This window comes from Poritiphilus flavus, from assembly GCF_009901585.1.
Taxonomy (GTDB): domain Bacteria; phylum Bacteroidota; class Bacteroidia; order Flavobacteriales; family Flavobacteriaceae; genus Poritiphilus; species Poritiphilus flavus.
The window spans coordinates 157,144-177,731 of record NZ_WXYO01000006.1 but is presented as its reverse complement, the minus strand read 5'-3'; the positions used below and the strand labels follow the sequence as shown (position 1 = coordinate 177,731).

At 44.0% G+C, this 20,588-nt stretch carries 18 protein-coding genes; 7 read left to right on the top strand and 11 right to left on the bottom strand.

Going from position 1 to position 20,588, the window contains the following annotated elements; translation table 11 throughout:
• Positions 1–158: 158 nt before the first annotated feature.
• Together GTQ38_RS13555 and GTQ38_RS13550 are read right to left on the bottom strand one after the other, a co-directional pair.
• Positions 159–1,106, bottom strand: coding sequence for an NAD(P)-dependent alcohol dehydrogenase (locus tag GTQ38_RS13555; protein ID WP_161436082.1), 948 nt, complete (start codon positions 1,104–1,106; stop codon positions 159–161).
• A gap of 33 nt (positions 1,107–1,139) precedes the next feature.
• On the bottom strand, positions 1,140–4,439 hold the full coding sequence (locus GTQ38_RS13550) for a malectin domain-containing carbohydrate-binding protein (RefSeq protein WP_161436081.1): 3,300 nt from the start codon (positions 4,437–4,439) through the stop codon (positions 1,140–1,142).
• A 311-nt stretch (positions 4,440–4,750) separates the two neighbouring features.
• Between GTQ38_RS13550 and GTQ38_RS13545 the strand changes: the two genes are divergently transcribed.
• Entirely contained in the window at positions 4,751–5,644 is an 894-nt protein-coding gene (locus GTQ38_RS13545; RefSeq protein ID WP_161436080.1) for an FkbM family methyltransferase, read from the top strand.
• 1 nt (position 5,645) lies between these two features.
• Here the strand turns inward: GTQ38_RS13545 and GTQ38_RS13540 are convergent, their stop codons facing one another.
• From GTQ38_RS13540 to GTQ38_RS13530, 3 genes are all read right to left on the bottom strand, one after another.
• Entirely contained in the window at positions 5,646–6,272 is a 627-nt protein-coding gene (locus tag GTQ38_RS13540) for a class I SAM-dependent methyltransferase (RefSeq protein ID WP_161436079.1), read from the bottom strand.
• 183 nt (positions 6,273–6,455) lie between these two features.
• Positions 6,456–7,577 carry a ligand-binding sensor domain-containing protein gene (locus tag GTQ38_RS13535; protein ID WP_161436078.1) on the bottom strand — a complete coding sequence of 374 codons (1,122 nt, stop codon included), beginning with the start codon at positions 7,575–7,577 and terminating at the stop codon, positions 6,456–6,458.
• Positions 7,578–7,731: 154 nt separating this feature from the next.
• Positions 7,732–9,057 (bottom strand): purple acid phosphatase family protein, encoded by a 1,326-nt coding sequence (locus GTQ38_RS13530; RefSeq protein WP_161436077.1) that lies wholly within the window; start codon positions 9,055–9,057, stop codon positions 7,732–7,734.
• A gap of 323 nt (positions 9,058–9,380) precedes the next feature.
• Between GTQ38_RS13530 and mog the strand changes: the two genes are divergently transcribed.
• On the top strand, positions 9,381–9,914 hold the full coding sequence (gene mog, locus GTQ38_RS13525) for a molybdopterin adenylyltransferase (RefSeq protein ID WP_161436076.1): 534 nt from the start codon (positions 9,381–9,383) through the stop codon (positions 9,912–9,914).
• 76 nt (positions 9,915–9,990) lie between these two features.
• Here the strand turns inward: mog and GTQ38_RS13520 are convergent, their stop codons facing one another.
• The gene (locus GTQ38_RS13520) at positions 9,991–11,379 is read right to left on the bottom strand and encodes a C40 family peptidase (protein ID WP_161436075.1); all 1,389 of its coding nucleotides are present in this window, start codon (positions 11,377–11,379) and stop codon (positions 9,991–9,993) included.
• 288 nt (positions 11,380–11,667) lie between these two features.
• On the opposite strand from GTQ38_RS13520, the gene GTQ38_RS13515 reads away from it, so the two are divergent.
• The 5 genes from GTQ38_RS13515 to GTQ38_RS13495 are packed head-to-tail and all read left to right on the top strand — an operon-like array spanning position 11,668 to position 16,691.
• Positions 11,668–13,071, top strand: coding sequence for a YfcC family protein (locus GTQ38_RS13515; protein ID WP_161436074.1), 1,404 nt, complete (start codon positions 11,668–11,670; stop codon positions 13,069–13,071).
• A gap of 5 nt (positions 13,072–13,076) precedes the next feature.
• Positions 13,077–14,243, top strand: coding sequence for an acetylornithine deacetylase (gene argE / locus GTQ38_RS13510; RefSeq protein ID WP_161436073.1), 1,167 nt, complete (start codon positions 13,077–13,079; stop codon positions 14,241–14,243).
• A 56-nt stretch (positions 14,244–14,299) separates the two neighbouring features.
• Positions 14,300–15,568 (top strand): dipeptidase, encoded by a 1,269-nt coding sequence (locus tag GTQ38_RS13505; RefSeq protein ID WP_161436072.1) that lies wholly within the window; start codon positions 14,300–14,302, stop codon positions 15,566–15,568.
• A gap of 57 nt (positions 15,569–15,625) precedes the next feature.
• A complete protein-coding gene (locus GTQ38_RS13500; protein ID WP_161436071.1) occupies positions 15,626–16,105 on the top strand; it encodes a DUF6702 family protein in 480 nt (159 codons plus the stop codon).
• Between the two features lies 1 nt (position 16,106).
• A complete protein-coding gene (locus GTQ38_RS13495; protein WP_161436070.1) occupies positions 16,107–16,691 on the top strand; it encodes a HupE/UreJ family protein in 585 nt (194 codons plus the stop codon).
• 5 nt (positions 16,692–16,696) lie between these two features.
• On the opposite strand, the gene GTQ38_RS13490 is transcribed toward GTQ38_RS13495, so the two are convergent.
• The 5 genes from GTQ38_RS13490 to GTQ38_RS13470 all read right to left on the bottom strand — a co-directional run bounded on the left by GTQ38_RS13490 (position 16,697) and on the right by GTQ38_RS13470 (position 20,540).
• On the bottom strand, positions 16,697–16,945 hold the full coding sequence (locus GTQ38_RS13490; protein WP_161436384.1) for an Ada metal-binding domain-containing protein: 249 nt from the start codon (positions 16,943–16,945) through the stop codon (positions 16,697–16,699).
• A gap of 3 nt (positions 16,946–16,948) precedes the next feature.
• Positions 16,949–17,656, bottom strand: a complete 708-nt coding sequence (locus GTQ38_RS13485; RefSeq protein ID WP_161436069.1) for a 2OG-Fe(II) oxygenase — start codon at positions 17,654–17,656, stop codon at positions 16,949–16,951.
• A 25-nt stretch (positions 17,657–17,681) separates the two neighbouring features.
• The gene (locus tag GTQ38_RS13480) at positions 17,682–18,413 is read right to left on the bottom strand and encodes an alpha/beta fold hydrolase (protein ID WP_161436068.1); all 732 of its coding nucleotides are present in this window, start codon (positions 18,411–18,413) and stop codon (positions 17,682–17,684) included.
• Between the two features lie 119 nt (positions 18,414–18,532).
• Positions 18,533–19,366, bottom strand: a complete 834-nt coding sequence (locus tag GTQ38_RS13475) for a bifunctional helix-turn-helix domain-containing protein/methylated-DNA--[protein]-cysteine S-methyltransferase (RefSeq protein ID WP_161436067.1) — start codon at positions 19,364–19,366, stop codon at positions 18,533–18,535.
• Positions 19,367–19,724: 358 nt separating this feature from the next.
• Positions 19,725–20,540 (bottom strand): hypothetical protein, encoded by an 816-nt coding sequence (locus GTQ38_RS13470; RefSeq protein WP_161436066.1) that lies wholly within the window; start codon positions 20,538–20,540, stop codon positions 19,725–19,727.
• Positions 20,541–20,588: the final 48 nt, after the last annotated feature.

Below are 20,588 nucleotides of genomic sequence, written 5' to 3'. Positions count from 1 at the left end.
GCAAGCATTGGGTCAACCCAAACACGGGTGCGCCAAAAAGGTTGCTGTAAAGATTGACGAATGTCCTAGCCGATTGTTACCAGAGCATGAGAAGTTATATTCATTTGCCAGGGAATAAATGACTCTGGCGTGCTCTTCTTACCGCCTTTTTTGTTCTATTAGTCCCAAAGAACGGCTACCTTACCCCGGGTACGCATGGTTTCAATATAAGCTATGGCCTCGGGTATCTTCTGATAGGCATAAATACGGTCTATATGCGCTCTTACTTTGCCCTCCCCCAGCAATCCGGCCAAGGTATCCAGGTCTACAGTATTGGCCTGGGCTACAAATTGTGCCAGGGGGTACTTGCTTAAGGCCCTTTTCAAAAGCAAGCTCATCAGGGAGCCCATAGTGGTAAAACCGACTATCACCCCTCTGCTTCCCATACGCTTGTAGTCTGCATGCGTAAGGTTACCATGGGTATCGATCACCAGGTCGTATTTCCCCTGATGACTATGAATGTTTTCCTTGTCATAGGCAAGTACTTCATCAGCTCCCAGACCTTTAACAAAATCCACGTTTTTAGCAGAGCAAACCGCCGTGACTTTTGCACCATAGGCCTTGGCGATCTGCACGGTAAAATGACCAACTCCCCCGGAAGAGCCGTTAATCAGTACGGATTCATTTTCCTTGAGATTACCGTGGGTGATCAGGGCTTGCAAGGCAGTCAGGCCGGCTACAGGGACACATGCCATTTCCTTAAGGTCTGCTCCCTCGGGAACCCTGGCGCAGGCTGCCGCAGGCGCGCAGGTATACTCGGAGAATGCTCCTCCCTCGAAGTTTTCTCCATACACCTTGTCCCCTACTTTGAACTGCGTAACTCCATCGCCTATTTCCTCCACCGTGCCCGCAAAATCAGCCCCGAGAACCTTTTCCTTTGGCTTAAATAACCCCATGGAGAATCGTATAAAGAAAGGGCTTCCCCTAAGGGTATGCCAATCCGCCGGATTGACGGAATTAGCTGCCACCTTAACCAGAATATGACCAGCTTTAAGCTGTGGTTTCTCAACCTCTTCCAATTGTAGTATTTCAGGTCCGCCGTATTTGGATTTGGTGATCGCTTTCATTTTTGGTGTTCTCCTTTTCCCGGTTTTGAGAATTTAAAGCTTGACTATTTTTCGTACTATTTCTTCACCAGATTCCAACCGGAGTTGAAGAAGGTAGAGGCCTGCCGGCGAATCCAGAGTAAAACTTGCTTTGTTGGAATTTCTAAATTTCTGTGTAAGAACAACCTGGCCCGACATATCCCGAACAACAAGATCAAATGCGTGCAATGATACCGGTAAACTCACTTCAAATCTACCTTGCGATGGATTGGGGAAGACCACAACTTCATTAAAATAAGGCTCAGCCAGGCGTGACTTCAAGACGAACCACTCCGCAGAGTTAGGTTCAAGTTGTAACCATCTGGTCTTATAACTTACGTTGTGATTACCCCCTATACTACCTCCTGCCATAATCAAACGATCCGAAGAAACGGCTAAGGCAGGAGTCAATATGGCTTCAGGAAGCTCACATAGTTCAGACCAGGTATCCGTACTGGAATCGTATTGAGTAAGTGAATTAAAAACAACAAACCCTTCTCCCCTGCCCCCGGCGATCAATATTTTGTCGCCGTGCACCGCGGTGGCCATCTCAAAATGTGAACGATCATATAGCAGGTCCGCTTTTTGAGACCAGGAATCCGTTGCGGGATCATATGCGTGTAACAGACTTACATAATCTACTCCATTGTCATGTCCAAACTGACCTCCAATTGCATAGACCAAACCGTCTATAGTTGCGGCGCTCAGGTGGTTCCTGGGGTTTGGAAGGGGAGCCGCTGATTGCCAGCCTGCTGCCAGATCATTAATATCAAGTACATAGTGATCTTCGGAATCCGTAATCCTGTCTTCAAGAAGTCCACCGAAAAAATGGATCTTTCCATTGAGAAAGGTTGCAGCCCCGGAGCCTCTTTTCTCAGGAAGCGCGGGTCCCTCACTCCAGCTGTCTGTAGCGGTATGATAAATTTGAACCCTGTCAGTGACCGGACCGGGATTGTTCCCGACAAAGCCTCCTATTATCCAGAACTCATCATTAACGGCAACCATTGCGCCGTGGGTGACCGGTAGCAACATCGGTGTTCCTATACTCCAGGTATCAGTATCAATATCGTATATTTCCGTACTATTGAAAATTTCTATATTCCCATCATAACCTCCCGCCAGATATAGTCTCCCATTGACATTCGCACTTTGCCCCTCTATATGGGGGTACGATATGTTCGCCAGATCGTTCCAACTGCAATCCACTGCCGGTGGGGGAACCACGACCTCTCCACTGCCGAATATTTCCATGGCAGACAAAGTGGGTCTGTTTATACTGGCAGTAAATACGATATTCAGCATACCATCTGTAACTGCCGTATTCACTGTTTTGATCACGGCATGGCGTGCTCCTACCTCATCGGTAATATCCAGGTCTATGATCATTGGAGTTCCTTCAACCTCTACCGAAAACACTCTCTGGCCAGATCCGGTCCAATAGATCTCCGCAAAATGAAGTTTTATTTCATAATTACCCTCATCCAGGGGAATAGCATACTGGAATCCTCCAAGGTTCTCAGTGGAAGTACGGCCTGTACGATATAGTTCATCGCGATCCGTTCCTCCTATAGCAGCACTCGGATTAGAAGATGCCCTTCCTCCGATAAAGTAGGTATCCGCCTCGAATACTTCATCACCGAAACTCACCTGGCCACCACAGCTGTTTATACGGGCTATAAGATTCGTTTCGCCTCCTGTAGGCGGTGCTGCCTCCGTAAGGCTTACAACCCAATCCTGGGTAGTTACACCGTCTTCTGCCGTAACTGAATAGGTGACCGAACCCGAACTAAAATCTGTTGTAGCTCCGGAGCCTGGGACCACTGTTGCCCCTTCTGAAAGCGTAATAGCCGGGGCTACAGCACTAAGATCTGTGCCATGGGCAACCTCAACAGCAATGGTGTGATCTGTAGGATTGATTGTTGCTATACCCGTTTGTTGATCCACAGCAAAAGAGAGTATATCAGTATCTGTACCCAAGGAGTTTAGGCTGAATACCTCAAGGGCGGACACCAGGGGTCCGTTCACGCTGGCGGAAAATTCGATGTTAAGAATACCGTCCGCGACTGCGGTGTTTATAGTTTTTACCAGGGCATTACGTGCACCCACTTCATCGGTGATATCCAGATCCACGATCATTGGAGTTCCTTCTACCGCTACCGAAAAGACCCTTTGGCCTGATCCGGTCCAATAGATCTCTGCAAAGTGCAGCCTTAGTTCGTAATTACCGTCAATTACAGGAAGGGCGTACTGGAATCCTCCCAAATTCTGAGTGGCAGTCCGACCCGTATGGTAGAGCTGATCCATATTTGTCCCTCCTATTTCCGCATTGGTACCTGAAGAAGGTCTTCCTCCATTGAAAAAAGTGTCTGCCTCAAATACTTGATATCCAAGATTCATTTGCCCTCCACCACAGTTTATACGGGCTATCAGATGGAGTTCACCGCCTGTAGGAAGCGACGCTTCCGTTAGGTTTACAACCCAATCCTGGGTGGTAAGTCCGTCTTCTGCTGTAACCGCATAAGTCGCCGTACCCGAACTAAAATCGGTAGTGGTCCCGGGTGCCGGAACCACAGTCGCTCCTTCAGACAAACTAATTGCCGGAGTTATAGCGGTGAGATCCGTACCATTGGCAACCTCAATGGCGATAGTATGATCTGTTGGATTGATCGTAGATGAACCGGTTTGTTGATCGACAACAAAGGAAAGTATATCGGTTTCTGTACTTAAAGTTGTTTCTCCCAAAATTTCCAAGGCAGATAACAGCGGGCGGTTTACGTTGGCGGAGAACTCAATATTAAGCAGGCCATCTGTCACTGAAGTGTTCGCCGTCTTAATCACCGCATGACGCGCTCCTACCTCGGCAGTAATATCAAAGTCTAAGAGTATAGGGTTTCCTTCAACCTCCACCGAAAAAACCCTTTGGCCCGAGCCGGTCCAATAGATCTCTGCGAAGTGAAGCTTTATCTCGTAAGTACCATTGTCCACAGGTATGGCATACTGAAAACCTCCCAGATTCTGAGTGGCCGTTCGGCCCGAGCGGTAAAGCTCATCCTGATCGGTACCTCCTATGGCTGCATTCGTACTGGAAGCAGGTCTTCCTCCGATAAAAAAATCGTCCGCCAGGTATACTTCATCACCGTAACTCAACTGGCCACCACCACAGTTTAATCTTAATTCAAAAGCCGCGGGAACTGGGTAATTCAGGCTGCCGGGAGCGTTGTAATCGATAGAAATTGAAGCAGATGAAACAGGAAACAGGGCAAGCAGAAAAATCAACATTAATAGTCGATGAAATAGTGCGCGTTCCCTTTTCATACGATAAATTCTTGTTGGTTAAGCAGAAGGGTAATGTACAAAAAAAAACATACCACTTAACGATAAAATCAATACTTTTAAAGATTTTATAACGCCCTGTTAATCTAACGGTTAACTATAATAACATAGTGAAATTCTGGTGCTCCACCTTGACAATATTGAGCATAGCAATTAAGATTAAAAATTACCTTGCTGTCTTCGGGCTGAAATGCCGGGATATTCCTTTCCACTGATGATATTTTGAATATCAGATTTAATTGAGATCAGCCGTGATTTATTGGATATCTTTGGGACCGCAACAACAGATCTAAATGAGGAGTCTTCTGAGAAGCCTATTGTATAAGGAAGGTATAAACAAAATAGTCAGGGGGTTAATGCGTCTTATGGGCCCGTTGGTACCGGATAGGTATAGAATTAATCCGAGCGGGCTGGTCAATATCCGGGTGAATTCTGAAATTTCTTTAAAACTCAGTACAAACCAAACCAGTTACGTCACCCGCCGACTGTATTGGAACGACCCTCTAGAGTTTGAATACACCTCCGTTTTCCTGGATTTGATCAAGAAAGTGGACACCTTCTGGGATGTTGGGGCGAACATTGGCTACTACAGTATTCTGGGAACAAAGATAAATCCGGATCTCAAGGTGGAGGCCTTTGAGCCTTCTATAGGACCGTTGAAATATTTGTCCGAAAACTTAAGAATAAACGAGGTTTCCGATAAAATTCAGGTTCACCCCTATGCGCTTTCAAATGCAAGTGGGGACATAGATTTTTACGAGGTATTCAATCCGAAGTTTCCCAAAATCCTGAATCTATCCGGAGAACACAATACGGGGACAAAAAGGGGGATTCCATCCCAAAAAGTAACAGTCGCTGCTAAGCGACTCAGTGATATTCGCCTTCAGACCCCGCCTATAGACCTTGTAAAGATAGACGTTGAGGGTGCGGAGGTGGCCGTACTACGCGGGGGTTTGGATGCCATTAAAAAGGACCGTCCGATAGTTATTTGTGAGCTTTTGTTTGATCTGAACGAGTCAGAACTGGAGTCCTATTTCAAGGATCTGGAATATTCCTTTTTCGCTCACATCGGACATGGCCTAAAGAGGATAACTTCCCTGACCCGAAAGGAAGACAATGGAATACGGGATGTATTTTTCGTACCGCTGGAAAAAGAGCATTTGGTCACGGAATTCGAAATACTTTGATTCAGACTTTGAGGCAATTGTCCTGGCGATAGAAAAGCGCAGTGCACCAGGGTTTTGAGTTAATGGGGCCCATTCCCTGAAAATCAATACGTTTAAAACCGTTGTTTTGGAGAATTTCATATCCCTCAGCGTATTCCATTCGGTCTGCATTGTCCCAAATGATGACGCCTTCGGGTTTTAAGGCATTAAGGGAGTTTTTACAGCATTGAATTCTATCCCGTCCATCAATAATTATCACATCAAATTGCTGTTCGTATTTTAGAATGGACCGCGAATAGGCATTGGCCTCCAAAGACTCCAGGGAGCTGTGGACATTAGGTATTTTGGAAAACTTAGGTTCCAGCATCCTATACCACTTCTCGTCGTGTTCTACAGAGAACACCTCACAACCCAATGAAGACAACCAGAGGGTTGAATTTCCACTGCCGAACTCAAATACTTTGAAATCTGCCCTAATTCTCGGTCTGATAAAGGCAATAAAGCTGTAGGTAAACCATGGGATAGGCTCTTTCTCCCGGTTTACGGGTTGCTTAAGAAGAACTGTTTTGGTCCAACCGTATTTGGACAAAAAATTCTTTTGCAGGAGATAATACGCCAAAACGATCCTTCCTACTCTTGTTTTGTTCAAAAATTTGGTCAGCTTATCCTGAAAACTACTCAATTATTTGGCTTTTGAAGTAGTGCGCAAATTAGCAAACCGGATTGAATTAATGTGGGGATTTGAGAAAATTGTGGGTTGAATTTGCGTTGGGACTAACTTCTTCGGTTAAAATCTAAGCTACAATTTTGGATGGATTGTCGGAAAGAATTTTTATCTCGTCCAAGGTTCTTTATCGGAGACATTCGTTATTTCTTTACCGTCATAAAGGCTAATTCCTGCCCAGGTTGTAAACCAAATTTGCCCTTTGTGATCAGAATAAATGCTTAGGACCCCGTTTGTGGCCAGCCCATCTTTGGTAGTAAACTGTGTGAATTTTTTGCCATCATATCGATACACGCCGTGATTTTCCGCCGCAAACCAAATATTACCTGCCTGATCTTCACAAAAACTATAGGTTTCTACTCCTGCAATTATTCCTTCTTTTGTAAAGTTTATAAAGGTCTTACCATCATATTTACTGGCCCCTCCGTAATAGGTTCCTATCCAAATATTTCCCTGGCTGTCCTCAAAAACATCCGTCACATTATTATCTGTGAGTCCGTTCCCGGTGGTGAAAAACTCAAATTTATCGCCGTCAAATTTACTTATACCGTAGCCATCATTCACAAACCAAATATGACCTTTTTGATCTATCAGAATATCCCTGACCCGATTTCTTGACAACTTGGATTCCGGATTAGGAACATTAGGTTTCCGGACCTTAAAGTCTTCAAACTTTGATCCGTCAAACTTGCTTACGCCACCTACTGTACCCACCCATATTGTACCTTCTTCGTCAATTTCAACTGTCCAGATCTCATTGTCTATCAAGCCGTCCTGGGTGGTATAATTTCTAAACTCTATTCCGTTATAGCTGGTAAGCCCATCAGAGGTTCCCAACCAAATTTTTCCTTTTTTGTCTTCAGCTATGGCCCGGACCGCGTTGCCCCCTATCCCATTTTCGGGAGTGTACTGTTTTAGCGATTTACGGTCATAAAACAGGACCCCATCGTGATTCGTACCAAACCAATAGTTAGCCTTCTTGTCCTCATAGATCTGCCATACAAATTCACTGACTGTCCCATTTAAGGTGGAATGTAGTCCGGAGTTCTTAAAGCTCTGAGAGTAAACCAAGGGCTGGTGTGCTTTTTTTTGAGGCTTACTCAATACTTCCGTATTCTCTTTCGGCGCTTGTTCCCCTTCCTGGCCCTTGCAAGAGTAAGCCAATATGATAGCAAACCCCATAATTAAAAGCCCGGTTGAAATAACCGATGCGCTTTTAACTTCTACCATATTTATTTGATTTTTTCTAATGGTCCTGACTCCTAGCTTAGAGACCTTTGATTAATAGCTTAATTAAAAGTATTGACTAAGGCAGATAAAAGCAAGGGCAAATAGAAGGGATGGGCCGGTGGTGCATGAAAACCAGGGTATCTCTATTGCACTTCTACTTCAATTCTTTCTTGCCGGTTCTGAAATCTTTGGTAATTACCGCTTTGTCATACTCTTCACCCAGTACGGTGTAGGCTACATAGGTTAGTGTGTTGTCCTGAATTGTGATCACCTGGAAGAACTGTTTCTGTTCCGCGGATTTGTCCAACTGATAACCTTGTTTCTTATAGGCTTTCATTTGTTCAGCATCCAGCTCGTACTGTTTGGGACCGCTTACGGAAGTGACATAGACCGTACCAAGCTGATCGGGGTCTTCTGAGTCCGTGGTTCTAACAGGGACATGGCCTCTTGCATAGGTATGATCATGACCATTTAGTACTAAATCTACCCCATATTTGTCCAGAAGTGGTTTCCAGTTTTCCCGTGCAAATTCAAAGTCGCGCCCTTTTGCCGGGGAGAATACGGAATGATGACAACTAATGATCTTCCACTTTGCCGTGCAATCTTTCAATTGCTTTTCTATATAGCTGGTTTGTTCTTCAAGCTTATCATTAGAATTGAGGACAATGATCCTTATGTCCTGATAATCTATGGTATAAACAGTTTCATGTAGTTCAGGGTCCAGGTCCTCTTCAACCGGAAGTGTAAACTGGGGGCGCCATTGAATGGAGAGCCTCCTGGACTCCCCCTCTGTGATGGACGAGAATTCATGATTCCCGACAACGGGTATTGCTGTCCATTGGCTATGGATAAATCCACCGGCTTTATACCATTCTGCCCATTCCTGGTCCTTATGTGCATTGTTGATAAGATCCCCGGCATGGATCACAAACGCTGCATTGGGGGAGGTTTGGTAGGCCATACGGATCAGACGTGACCAGTGCTCGAGAATATCGTTTTGGGCATCGCCAAAATATACAAATTGAGTTGGTGCATAGCCAACCCCAGAGGTACGAAACTGAATCCATTCAGACCAGTGATCGCTACCGTCTCCAACCCTGTATACATACAGCTGATCCGGTTTTAATCCATCAAATATGACGTTGTGGTAATGGACCATCAGAGAGGTATTTCCTTTGTATAAGCCTAAATCAAATTGTTCCGTTTTGGCCTTTATGCTAACCGCCTTTTCAACAAAGTCGGAATTCACTTCGGCTTCTGCTATTTGGGCAAAGGCTTCGGTAATATTCGCATCAGTGCGCCAGGTAACGGCTCTATGTGTTGAAGGATCACCATGGAACGTCAGTATAATTCTATCCGGATCCTTACTCGGGATCTCCCAGTGATGCAGGCCATCATGATGAGTCTGCGCCAGTGCAGGGACAAAGTAGAGGATTGCCAGAGAGGCCAGGTAAGGTGCTAAACTTTTGAATATTTTCATGCTTCCATTTCTTTACCAATCCAACGCTCATTTTACAGCTCTAAACTAATAAGCTAAAAGGCAATTCAGTTCCTAAAGGTCTTTATTTATTTGTTAAATATTTCAAATCTATATTATTTAGATTGACAGTTTTGCAGAAATCAGCTTTGGCAAGGCCAATCAACTGGTATTGGCTACAAAGATAGGAATGCCTTCTCATATGTTTCTTTAAACAAGACTCTGGCCTGGTTAAAAGGCGTTCGGAAAAGCAGGATTTTATATGACTTTTAATTGTGCGGCAATTTCAATAGTTGTACTCTTGTTAACGCTAAAGTTGAGTACAAATGGGAAAAATAAAAATTGGTATAATCAATGTGTCGGATCGGGCCAGCCGGGGCGAATATGAGGATTTACCAGGTAGGGAAGTAAAGCGACTTCTGAATATGTGGCTTTCTAGCCCATGGGAAGCGGAGTATGCAGTTATTCCGGATGAACAAGCCTTGCTGGAAGAAGAAATGATCAACATGGCGGATAACAAGGGCTGCTGTCTGATCGTAACTACCGGTGGCACAGGACCCGCAGTACGAGATGTAACCCCTGAGGCAACCATCGCCGTTTGTGAAAAACTACTTCCCGGATTTGGAGAACAGATGAGGCAGGTGAGCTTACAATATGTGCCCACTGCTATTCTCTCACGTCAAACCGCTGGAATCCGTGGGAATTCGTTGATCGTCAATCTACCGGGTAAACCGAAATCTATTCGAGAATGTCTGGAGGCTGTTTTTCCGGCTATTCCCTATTGTATTGATCTTATTGAAGGTCCTTATCTGGAAACTAATCCAAAGGAAATGAAAGTATTTCGCCCGGGTCAGCGCTAAAGGCGAAGTATCCTTTCAAGAGGATTGGGCACAGCTTGGAACGAATCATTTCATGAATTAGGGCTTCGACACCGCTTCAATCTTCAAAAAGATTCGTCATCGCGTAGATCTCATCAATTACGGGTTCAATGACATCTTCAATTCCGGAACCAGCGGTGACAGAAGTTATGACCGCCTCTCCAATAATGTGTCTTCCAATTAGTTTCCCGTCTTTGTCCTGATGAATACCTTCTATTGGATACCTTTTCAGAAAGGTAGCCAGTTGCTCATCTGAATACGATGTCTTTAATCCCCAAATAGCATGAAGAATGAGAGGTTCTCCGTTGGGAGCATCGCCCACGTACAACATATTGTGTCCTTTTTTCCTTAAAATGGTCAGAAACGGAACTCCTTTTTCTTTGATCAATTTTATTTTCTCCTCTGCCGTATCCGGAAAATCGTATTTACGGCCAATCTTCAACTGATCCCTGGAATCCCGGGGAAGCCAAACTCTGTACGTACCGAACAAATCGCGAATTAAGGACGAACAATCCCGGTTTTCCAGATTTCCTCCCCAACCATAAGGTCTTCCTATCAAATTAGAAATCAATTGCCGAAGCTTGCCACCGTTGAACTCCAAATTGTCAAATGCTACCTTGTTTTTAGCTACTGCTGCCTTTAAGATCCTGGCTTTTTGGTTTTCATCCGCGTTCGCGAAGTAAACCGAAATCATATCGGGTTTATCCGGTATTTCTTCATAGGGCATAAACATTCCCATCTTGGCATTTATCGCATAATTCGAAAGCGGGCTTTTCAAATTGAGCCCATCGGAGAGCGGCTGGCAAAACATCGCTGTAGTCCATTGCTCTGCGAAATCATCATCGACAATAGCGACATCACGCATCGCCACCCAGCCTTTGTAAAACGGACTGATAACATAACACCACTGTCTATCGATAGAGATGTGCGCAATCAATACAGGGGTATTGGCCCACAAAGCGGTTTCCTGAAAATAATCAAAAGGGTAACCCTCCCCCGCGTTTGAGTACACGTCAAAGCCGGGACGAATTGTTGGGATCCTTCGCAAATCAGTATGTGTGATGGTTATGGCTCTTTTTAAAAAATTGGGAAAGCTATTCCGGTCGATGTTTTGCACAACTTCTTCCCGTTGCCATTTTTTATGGTTCTTTTTATTCTCACCATACCATTCATCATCATCCAGGTATTTATCAAGGTAAGACAGGTCCTTTCCCGGAAATGTAGTTAAAGAATCAAGAATTTCCCCTGGGCTTAATGTCCATGGTATAAAGAATTTTTGCCGGTACTCTGCTTGCAACGCTTCCGGGATCTGGAAATCCCCATTGGGATAATCCAATTGATCATAGGAGTAGGTGTCTATTCGGGTCGAACCCTCTTCCATTTTTACGTCCTTGCAGCCAAGAATTCCTCCAATACAGCATAGAAATAAGAACCAAAATAGACGCATGAATATTTATTTTTTACGGATTGATCAATTCAGGTTTAAGATTGCAACAAGTCATTTTTAATGACATCAACAAAGTTTGAAAATACTCCTATTCTAACAAACTACAAATGTTCTTCTAACGAATAAATGACATCATTCTTTCATTTTATCTCAACAATAAGACCTATTTGATAAATTTTATACCATATTAGTCTGTACCGAATATTTTAGTTTAAATAGACCGGAATTAATGAAAATCAGGTTTATTTGTTCTTAAACCAATAATTCGCTGCAGTCCTATTGAGATAAATGAGTAAATCGATTTCCAAAACCCCCTCTTTTTTTCAGCGTATACCCCATGCCATCACCATGCTTTTCGGCATTATTGTACTGGTAAGCCTGTTGACTTATATACTGCCAGCAGGAACTTACGAGCGGATTCTGGTTGATGGAAGGCAAACTGTTGTTCCGGGCTCCTACAAAACCATAGACTCAACCCCTGTTGGACTATTAGACATGTTCAAGTCCATTCCCCTGGGTTTTAAAGCGGCGGTGGAAATAATCTTTATCGTACTTGCCGGGGGGATCATGTTTGGCTTTATGGATAGATCCAAGGCGGTTGAAAACGCGGTGGGGACCCTGGTGAAGAAATTAGGTCTGAAAAACAAACATATGATCATTGTGATCATGACCTTTATCTACGGGATACTGGGTATAACCGTGGGTTATGAAAACAATATTGCCATGGTACCCATAGCGGCTGTACTCAGCCTGGCATTGGGAGGGGATCTAATACTGGCTGCCGGTATCTCCGTTGGGGCCATGACCATTGGCTTTGGGCTATCGCCTATAAATCCGTATACGGTCGGAACAGGACACAAAATAGCCGAACTACCTATGTTTTCAGGCGCCCTACTCCGCAGTGTACTCTGTTTTTCCGCCTTAGGTGTAATGGCATACTACAATGTGAGGTATTTTAAGAAGATCGCCCTGGATCCCAGCAAAAGTTTGGGCAAAGGTCTTGACGATAGTGAACTGGGATTGTCCCGGCCCTTACAAGAATATCAATTGAGCAGAAAAAACTGGATGGTCATTTCCATTTTTGTAATAGGCCTGTTGGTTGTCTTGTACGGCGTCTTCAATCTCAATTGGTACATCAACGAACTTTCAGCAGTATTCTTAGTGGTAGCATTGCTTTGTGGAATTGTTTCTGGCATGGGCGCTACCACTATGAGCGAAACCGTATTAAAATCAGTTGCTCTTGCCGCACCAGGGGCATTTATGGTAGGCTTTGCAACATCCATAAAAGTGCTTATGGAAATGGGAAACATTGGGGATACCATCTCCTACCAGTTTTCGAACGCCCTGGAAGGATTGCCCTTATACGCCTCGGCAATAGGCATGTCCATTTCCCAAAGCCTAATCAATTTTTTTATCCCTTCCGGTAGTGGTCAGGCACTGGCTACTTTACCCGTTATGTTACCCCTGGGAGAGTCTCTGGGACTTAGTAGGCAAATCACCATTCTGGCCTTTCAGATCGGTGATGGACTGTCTAACCTGGTCAACCCGACCCTCGGAGGGCTTATCGCCATGCTAAGTATGTGCAGAGTACCCATTGATCGGTGGATTCGTTTTATATTTCCAGTATTGATCAGTGTGTTTTTTTTAGCCTTTTTGGCCTTGATCATTGCCGTAGCAGTAAATTATAGTTAGATCTTATGAGTGTAGAGAATATCCTTGCAAAACTAGTGTCTTTTCCCATCCTTGGAGGTGAAAGTAATTTGAGCATTCTGAATTGGATAAAAGACTATTTGGAATCGCATGGAGTTGAAGTGAATTTGGTACCTAATGAAGTAGGGAATAAAGCTTCATTGCATTGCCGGATAGGCCCTGCTGCAGATGGCGGTGTTATCCTTTCAGGGCATATGGATGTGGTACCTGTGGAAGGTCAGGATTGGACCACGGACCCCTTTACCCTTACGGATAAAGGTGATGGAAAACTTTACGGACGGGGATCCTGTGATATGAAAGGATTCCTGGCCTGTTGTTTGGCCGCATTGCCTCAAATGCTTAAAGCTGATCTAAAAAAGCCGATTTACTTTGCTTTTTCCTATGATGAAGAGATTGGGTGTTTGGCTGCTCCTGAACTGGCACGGGCCATCAAAGACCACTACAGCGAGACCCCTAAATACGCTTTGATAGGCGAGCCATCCTTAATGGAGCCTATTGTCGGTCAGAAAAGCATCTATATTCTTGAGACCTATGTCAACGGTTCGGCCGGACACAGTAGCCGAATAAAGCAGGAAGTAAGTGCCATCCACGAAGCCATGCGACTGATTCTCTGGCTGGAAAACAAAATGAACGAATTGATCGCTGATGGCCGTTTGGACGAGCGCTTCCATCCCCCCCACTCATCCATTCATATTGGATTGGTCCAAGGAGGGATTGCGCCAAATGTCATTGCGGATAAAGCCCATTTTTTCTGGGATTTACGAACCATTCCCATGGATGATATTATGAGCATAGTAGAAGAGTTTGAAGCCTATTGCAGGCAGCGCGAAGCCGAACTGCGAAAGATCTTTCCCGATTTTTCCATAAAAACCGTTGAAAACCATCCACCTGTACCCTTTTTGGATACCAGGGCGGACGACGACATAGTCGATTTAATCAAAAGAATATCCGGAAATTCTAAGTTGAATACCGTTTCTTATGCTGCAGAGGCAGGGCAATTTGCGAATGAAGGATTTAATTCGGCCATTTGCGGTCCCGGTTCCATTGCACAAGCCCACAGAGCTGATGAATTTATTGCTAAGGAACAATTGGAAAAAGGAGTGGAAATGATGTATAAGCTCATTAAGGAGCTTTCTTCGGAGGATTTTGTATGATTCCATACGTTTCTATTGTTGTATATTTAAATCAATGCAAACATCAAACTAAAAACATGCTTAAACTACATCAAAATTACCTGGTTTTATTGCTGCTTGTGCTCTTTATAAGCAGTTGCAAAGAAAAATCCGCAAGCTCAGATGCCGATGCGGAAACCGAAGAAGAATTGGTACAAAGGGCCCTTGCAATCCACAAAGAAGTCCTTACACTGGATACCCATGCGGATACTCCTTTGCGGATGATTGAACCGGGCTTTGATATGGCGGAGCGCCATGATCCTAATGAAACCGGATCTAAGGTTGATTATCCCCGTATGAAGGAAGGGGATCTGGACGCCATCTTCTTCGCGGCCTTTGTTGCACAGGATATCAGAGATGACGATGGAAACACCCGGGCAAAGGAGCTATGCCTGCAAATGATAGATTCCGTAATAACCTCAACCGAAAGAAACTCGGACATAGTGGGATTGGCGCTAAATCCAGAGGATGCCTATTCTCTGGAAAAAGAGGGCAAGCGGGCGATCTATATCGGTATAGAAAACGGCTACCCCATCGGGGACGACCTTTCCAATGTTGAGCTGTATTTTAATAAAGGAGTGCGCTATATCACCCTGGTCCATTCGTCCAACAACGACTTGGCGGATTCCGCTACAGATACGAATGGAGCAGAACACGGAGGCCTGAGTGACTTTGGTGCGGAGGTAGTAGCAGAAATGAATCGTTTGGGTATTATGGTTGATGTATCCCATGGTAATGACAGCCTGTTTTACGATGCAATTGCCCTTTCCAAGGCACCTATAATTGCCAGCCATTCCAATGCCAGGGCAGTAACGGATCACCAACGGAACATGACGGACGAAATGCTTAAACTCATGGCGGAAAACGGTGGTGTGGTGCAGCTGACCATGCTGGCAGATTACCTTCGGGAAGCACCGCCTAATGCGGAGCGGGACTCCGCAATCGCGGTCTTACGGGCGAACATGAAACCCATTGGTGAAATGACAAAGGAAGAAAAAGCGGCGCTCCGCCAGTCCTTTCAGCAAGTGAATGAAAAATACCCCAACCCGCCTGCAACGGTTACTCATGTGGCAGATCATATTGACCATATTGTAGAGGTAGCGGGAATAGACCATGTGGGAATAGGATGTGATTTTGATGGTGGTGGTGGAATTGAGGGGGTTTTCGATGCCAGCGAGGTAATGAACATCACTATTGAACTGGTAAGGCGCGGATACACCAAAGCACAGATTGAGAAGATCTGGGGCGGTAATCTGATCCGGGTCTTTAAAGAAGTTCAGGCTGTAGCAGAGAAAATACAGTCTTAGAAGATAAGCTGATCTAATTTTTTGATGGTGTTGCAATGGTTGTTTATTTTGATTGCATTGGGTTTTTCCAAGCCCGAAGCTACTCATCCATTGCGCTTGTCCTTATGCGAAATTGAATATTCCTCGGGCAAGCAAATACTCTCCATTAACCTCAAACTATTCCTAACGGATGTCAACGAAGCCATTGTATTTGACCCCTACAGCAAGGAGCTCGCCTTTTGTCAGCCAAACGAACCGGCCAAAGCGAATAAAATGCTCATGGAATATGTCAACCAGTTTTTCTATGTAAAGGCAAATGGAAAAAAGGTTGAGCTGAAGATAAAGCGTAAAAAACTGAGCGGAGAAGGAGAAAATACCGCCCTGTGGGTGTACTTTGACTACAGGCATCCCGCACCCTTGAGCTCCCTGGAAATCAAAAACGCGGTTTTTACGGATCTGTTCTTTGATCAAAACAACATCGTTTATGTACACGTAAACGGAAAAAATAAAAGCATGATGCTCAATAAAAAAACTCCGGTCCACAAACTCAAATTCTAGTATGCATCCATTTGAATTTTACCTAAAACTGGGGTTTGAGCACATCGCGAACGTGGCAGGCTATGACCACATCCTCTTCCTGGTAGTACTATGCGCTGTGTATCGGATTGAAAACTGGCGGAAGATCCTCATTTTGGTTACTGCATTCACCATCGGCCATAGCGTAACCCTGATTTTGGTGTCCCTGGATATCTTTTCTATCCCATCCAACATCATCAAATTCCTTATACCCCTGACCATATTTTTAACTGCTCTCCATAACGTTATTGGCAAGCTTGAAACCGGAAATTCCATAAAAATGAAACGGAATTACGCTATGGCACTATTCTTTGGAATGATCCATGGTATGGACTTTTCCAACTACTTCAAAGCGCTGATCATGGATCCGTCGGATATTGTGATCCCCTTGTTAGGCTTTAATATCGGTATAGAACTTGGGCAACTCTTGATTGTCTTTTTTGTTGTCGGGATCGCTTTCCTCTTTCTCCATGTCTTAAAAGTAAAACACCGGGAGTGGAATTTGTTCATTTCAGGAGCAGCTGCCGGCATGTCCCTGATTTCTATGCTGGAAAATTCCTTTTGGTAAAATCATTAGGTTATATTTTCCTCTTTCCATCGACTGTATTCCCGTCGCATACAATGACCACAGGGCCTGTACCCCATCTCCTTTGCCTGCTTTTCATTTGAAAAAAAGACCCGGTTCACCTCTTTCATTCTTTTTCCTGATTTACAACGGAGTCTGCCATAGATCTTCAGCTTTCGATTACCCCCTAAGGTGATCGATCCTTCCTTTATTTTTTCCCGAAGCAGTTGCGGGCTCAATTCAGAATGGGCAATCATCATCTAAGTAGTTGCATCGTGGAAGATAATACCCATGGTCCAACGGTTGCCCAGATGTACCTCGCTTACACCGTGTTTCATATTTGCGCGATAATAGCCTCTGCTTCCTTTAATCGGCCTGAAGTTGGTGGCAAAAAGTACCATATCGCCCTTTTGTGGGTTTAATACATTGGCCTTGGATTGTGCCCGGGGTACTTGTTGGGTCAACACAAATTCCCCTCCGGTATAATCCTCTCCTGGTTCTGTCAGGCAAAAAACGGCCTGTATTGGAAAATACACTTCCCCATACAGATCCTGGTGTAAAGTATTAAAGCCGCCCTCTTCATATTTTAGTAATAGAGGCGTAGGTTTGTTTTGATCGTTTTCCGCGCATTTTCGCTGCAATTCCTGATGGGAATTCGGGTACTCCACTTCAATTTTCAGGGCTTTCATCCAGTCATTGGCAATAGTACTTAGCCCGGGATACAGTGAGACGCGCAAGTCCTGAATGATTTTCGGAAGTGGGTAATCAAAATATTTGTATTCCCCTTTTCCAAAGCGATGCCTTTCCATTACCACAGTTTTTCTAAACAGCTCAGATTGGTCATAGTACTTGATAATTTCCTCACATTGTGCGCTGTTTAAAACTTTTGGGACTCTACAATACCCTTTGGAATGCAGTTCTTCAGTGATAACATTCCAATCCAATGCTTTTATTTTATCTCTAATCATAGTTTTTGCTTTTCCGTTGTTCCCTTTAATTCAATTGGGCAATTTCTGTAAATATGTCTACAAGCTCATTTGGTTTACTAAAGAATGGGGAATGGCTGGCATTCAATTTATAGACCTTTCTGCACGGGGTTTCCGCATACATTTTTTGTTGGATGAAAGGCGTCACCGCCCTGTCATCGGTACATTCAATGTAATATCTTGGAACACTGCCGTAATGCTCCTTCGACAATTGTAAAGCCACCGTCCCTGATTCTATGGGCTCATGGCTCAGGATCACTTTGGCCATTTCGGTAATGTCATCATCACAGTCGTGGTACAGGCCTTCCTTAAAGATCTCAGTTCGCAGGGTATGCGATTTGCTTTCCTCATGAATATCCACATAACCTTTTAGCCATCCTTCGGTGTCCTGAACGGAGTACTCTTTTTGGGTTTTTCCGTTCGGAATGAGATAAGCGGCCAGATAGATCAGCTTTTCGATCTTTTCAGGTCGGAATTCAGCCGCCTGTGAGATCATAATGCCATTTTTACTATGCCCAACCAGGATGACCTTACCATCGATACTATCGATTAGATCACACAATTTTTGAACGGTTTTGCTAAAGGTCACCTCCCCTATTGGGGTTTTGTCCCTGCCCATACCGGGAAGGTCTATCGCGTGGACAGTATGACCTTGTTTTTCCAATATTGGGCTCACTTTGTGCCAGTTCCAGGCGCTGTGCCAGGATCCGTGGATCAGGATGAACGTCTTTTTTTCCATAATGCTGTGTTTTTAGTTTATAGTGGATTAAAGGATTTTTGATTTCACCAACAGCCATGGCTTCGCCTGTAGAGTCATAGCTCTATTTTCAATAATTAGAAATCTGTTGGTGGAATGGCTTACTGGGCTGCTTCCCAGCCTATCATCGCCGTTTTTCTGGTGTTACCCCAGGCATATCCACCTATGTTTCCGGAGGCCTGTATCACGCGATGACAGGGTATCAGGAACGCGACCGGATTACTGCCCACGGCTGTACCAACAGCCCTTGAGGCGTTTGGTGCCGATATTTCCTTAGCAATATTTCCATAAGTTGTCAGGGAACCTTGCGGTATTTTCAGTAGAGCCTGCCAAACCTTTAGTTGAAAAGGGGTGGCGTTCAGATGCAGTTTTATCTGGTTTAGTTTACTCCAGTCGTTCTGAAATATAAAAAGCGCATCCTGCTGTAGTTTATCCACAACCTGTTTGTAAGAGGCATTGGCAAAACGGACTTTTAGATCGGCCAGGCCTTTTGTTTCGTCATCATTGAAGGCCATATGGCAGATCCCTTTGGGTGTTGAGGCAACGATGAGGTTACCGAAAGGGCTTTCGGCAAAACTGTAATTGATAGCCAGGCTTTCCCCTCCATTTTTAAATTCGCCTGGGGTCATACCCTCAATATTGATAAAGAGATCGTGTAATCTTCCTGTACCAGACAGGCCGGTCTCCAGGGCCGTGTCAAACAAGGTAGCCTGTTTTTCTTTCAACAATTGTTTGGCGTATTCCACGCTGATGTATTGCATGAATTTCTTTGGGCTTACCCCTGCCCAATCGCTAAACAGTCTTTGAAAGTGATACGGACTCAGGTGTACACTTTCGGCAATGTCGCTTAAGGAGGGTTGCTCCTTAAAATTCTCCTTGATATAATTGATAGCGTCCGCTATCCTATCATAATTAATTTGTTGCTGCGTTTTCATATTCTTTGATTTTATAGGACAAATGTAGAGGGATGCTATTGCCCTTAAAACCCGATTCTTGCTCAATTGATTACAGCGTATTGGGATGGTCTTTTTGGATGGTTACAAGTTATGGAGTTTTTGAGAAGCTTGTGGACTGGGGTTGTCTTCAGAATATCTGAAGCCCTCCAGTCCTCGTGCATTTGGATTATCTTAAAATTCATGAACAAATTAGGATTATATCTAGCAGAATTCGATCAAAACTCAAAGGCATAACCTCTGATTCCAGGCCTTTCCATATCTGCAATCCGGTTTTTTTGGACTTTATCTTCAAATTGCTTCTTTAAGGAATTTGACATATTGCGTTTAACTGACTCATTTAGCTATTTGTTCCAATCTGTCCATAATTGGTAATCTTCATCGTTGTTGGGTCAATTAGTGGATGGTTGATTTTCTCGCTTGCTTGAAGAGGTCTACCAAATAGTGTTATTCGTTGTTGACCATTAATGTTCCATTTAACAGCAAAAGGAACAACGTTTATATGACGATACACCTTTACCATCTGTGGTGATCCACCAATATCTCTTCCAGTATTGTCACCTTTGAGCATTTCGCAAAGAACTTCAAAAGGTTCGTAATCAAGTCCTCCAGATGTTAGCTTGTCTCTAAGCCTCAGGATATTAATAAGTTTTTCTTTTGCCTCATCGACATAATTACCTATGAACATTACTTTGCGTTCACCTTCTATTCCCCTCCAAAAGCTGGCCGGTCTATATGTGAAAGCATTTTGACTATTAACGAAATGAATAGTCCAGATGAAATATCTAGAATATTTCCAAGAATATCCTCCCAAGATAAATTGAGCATCTGGAATTTTATAATCTTCCATAAGTTCACTTCGAAATTCTAACAAGTCATTAAAACATCTGAGTACAAATCCCTTGAAGAAGGCTAGATCTTGAAATCGCTTTTGTGAACGTGGATGATTATTTATTGCATTGATCAATTGAGTAATCATTGGATACGCATAATGGGTATCTCCAGCAAAAGTGATGAAGCTGTCCTCTCTGGGCAATGGAAAAATTTTCGGATTGGCATCCCACGCACCAACTGATCTCAACCGACTATCGGTTGCAATTACCAGCTCTTCGACCTGAGAAGAGACTTTCCTTAACCATGATACACATAAAGTCATTTTCGATTATCTATTTCGTGGAGAATATAGTTACCTAAAGACTCTAAT

Coding starts and splice junctions, on each gene's coding strand:
- GTQ38_RS13555 (WP_161436082.1), bottom strand. CDS start 1,106: ATGAAAGCGATCACCAAATCCAAATACGGCGGACCTGAAATACTACAA.
- GTQ38_RS13550 (WP_161436081.1), bottom strand. CDS start 4,439: ATGAAAAGGGAACGCGCACTATTTCATCGACTATTAATGTTGATTTTT.
- GTQ38_RS13545 (WP_161436080.1), top strand. CDS start 4,751: ATGAGGAGTCTTCTGAGAAGCCTATTGTATAAGGAAGGTATAAACAAA.
- GTQ38_RS13535 (WP_161436078.1), bottom strand. CDS start 7,577: ATGGTAGAAGTTAAAAGCGCATCGGTTATTTCAACCGGGCTTTTAATT.
- GTQ38_RS13530 (WP_161436077.1), bottom strand. CDS start 9,057: ATGAAAATATTCAAAAGTTTAGCACCTTACCTGGCCTCTCTGGCAATC.
- mog (WP_161436076.1), top strand. CDS start 9,381: ATGGGAAAAATAAAAATTGGTATAATCAATGTGTCGGATCGGGCCAGC.
- GTQ38_RS13520 (WP_161436075.1), bottom strand. CDS start 11,379: ATGCGTCTATTTTGGTTCTTATTTCTATGCTGTATTGGAGGAATTCTT.
- GTQ38_RS13515 (WP_161436074.1), top strand. CDS start 11,668: ATGAGTAAATCGATTTCCAAAACCCCCTCTTTTTTTCAGCGTATACCC.
- argE (WP_161436073.1), top strand. CDS start 13,077: ATGAGTGTAGAGAATATCCTTGCAAAACTAGTGTCTTTTCCCATCCTT.
- GTQ38_RS13505 (WP_161436072.1), top strand. CDS start 14,300: ATGCTTAAACTACATCAAAATTACCTGGTTTTATTGCTGCTTGTGCTC.
- GTQ38_RS13495 (WP_161436070.1), top strand. CDS start 16,107: ATGCATCCATTTGAATTTTACCTAAAACTGGGGTTTGAGCACATCGCG.
- GTQ38_RS13490 (WP_161436384.1), bottom strand. CDS start 16,945: ATGATTGCCCATTCTGAATTGAGCCCGCAACTGCTTCGGGAAAAAATA.
- GTQ38_RS13485 (WP_161436069.1), bottom strand. CDS start 17,656: ATGATTAGAGATAAAATAAAAGCATTGGATTGGAATGTTATCACTGAA.
- GTQ38_RS13480 (WP_161436068.1), bottom strand. CDS start 18,413: ATGGAAAAAAAGACGTTCATCCTGATCCACGGATCCTGGCACAGCGCC.
- GTQ38_RS13475 (WP_161436067.1), bottom strand. CDS start 19,366: ATGAAAACGCAGCAACAAATTAATTATGATAGGATAGCGGACGCTATC.
- GTQ38_RS13470 (WP_161436066.1), bottom strand. CDS start 20,540: ATGACTTTATGTGTATCATGGTTAAGGAAAGTCTCTTCTCAGGTCGAA.